We start from the raw sequence: 1,495 nt of genomic DNA on the forward strand, positions 1-1,495 counted from the left end.
GCAATAGGCTCTATGTACAAATTCCGATGAAGAAGTCCTATTCTATAGGGCTTTTCCACTTTCTACAGCTTGTATGTGGAGGGTTGCTGTATCTGTGGCATGTTGTTGTAAATCCTCTAGGATTCCCTCCGCAGCTTCGATACCATGCTTGTCAATAATCGCAATCACCAATTGATTAAAATCCCACATTCTCGCAATTCCTACTTGTTCGACTAAGCGTTTTTCACGTTTTCCATATTGCTTGATATCCATACTTTCTCACTCCTCCATGTCATATTTCTATGTATCTTTTTATATCAGTTATCAAAACCACATGTTATAATCATTTCGTATTAGTAATTATTTCGTACCAACCTTGTAAGCCCTAGCACCCTACTGTTAGGGCTTTCTCCTATTTCAAGACGGTTCACATGGATGCCGTTATTTCTCCACATCCTTCAGCCACACTTTATCTATCCAATCCATCACATGTATAAATCCAACTAAGCCCACAAAGCATACACTCACGATACATAGCGAAAATGTACTTTCTTCCACAGTTCTAACGACCTCCTTTCACAAAAGCATCAAGCTTTTTCCATGTCAACTCTTTTAAAAATTGCCTATGTTTCTCAACGAAACAATTTGGAATATCGTCTATAGATTGCAAATTCAATTTCTCTTTGATATACGATGTAATCTGGCGCATAATACGTGTAACTTCTTTCTTAATTAATACTTGTACATGGCGCTCCAAGTCGGATTTTGTCCCTTCCATCGCTTCAAATGTCAGCTGTACTTTATTGCCCACGAAGCCCTCCGCCTTCGCATGTCTTTCTTGCTGCAACTGGTCTCGAATGAGTTTCGATGCCACGTTATCCAATTGCGCCTGTGTGAGACGATTGTCGAAGCTCCCAACGGATTCGCCAAGCTTCCCTAACGTTTTGTCCACCTTTGTTAATTTGTTATTTTGATTCGCAAATTACGTTTGTACCAACGCGATGAGTTTTTCAATCGTTTTATCATCTGTACGTTTGATGACTAAATCCCCAGCTTCATTCAGTGTGATTGGTAATTGCGTAACGTGTTCCATGTGTAATCCTCCCATTAATTAATTTTTCGACCCGTCTTCGCTATCTTGAGATCATTTAGAAACTCCTGAAACGCCTCAATACGTGAATCTAGCAATTCTTTTGTCGCATCACTTGCGGTCGCAATTGAACCCCGCATAAGGGCTGATACCACTGCATCTTTTAGAAATTCATCCATATAGGCAATCAAATTGTGGACATTCTTATTCGCGACATAATTCATGGAAGATTCTTCGAATTGTATGTCATCCACATTTTTAGACAAGGCATCTGCCTTTTGTTTGTAGAAATCCAATGTATCCTTGAGTTCTTCATTTTTATCTCTTAATTCATTTATAATGTTAATGTGTTCTAGAGACTCGATTGCTACCTCTTTCACCACTTCTTTCTCGATAATCTGTGGCTCTTGTTGTTCGAATTCTTCT

Annotated in this window: 2 protein-coding genes and 1 pseudogene; all 3 read right to left on the reverse strand. The window is 39.1% G+C overall.

What is annotated here, in order from left to right:
- Window positions 1-42: 42 nt before the first annotated feature.
- Entirely contained in the window at window positions 43-252 is a 210-nt protein-coding gene (locus tag ACODS7_RS31965) for a hypothetical protein (RefSeq protein WP_243169066.1), read from the reverse strand.
- Window positions 253-541: 289 nt separating this feature from the next.
- The gene (locus ACODS7_RS31970) at window positions 542-853 is read right to left on the reverse strand and encodes a hypothetical protein (RefSeq protein WP_243169065.1); all 312 of its coding nucleotides are present in this window, start codon (window positions 851-853) and stop codon (window positions 542-544) included.
- 233 nt (window positions 854-1,086) lie between these two features.
- Window positions 1,087-1,495, reverse strand: a pseudogene (locus ACODS7_RS31975) (ParB N-terminal domain-containing protein); the annotation flags it as partial.

This window comes from Bacillus sp. FG16, assembly GCF_057809515.1.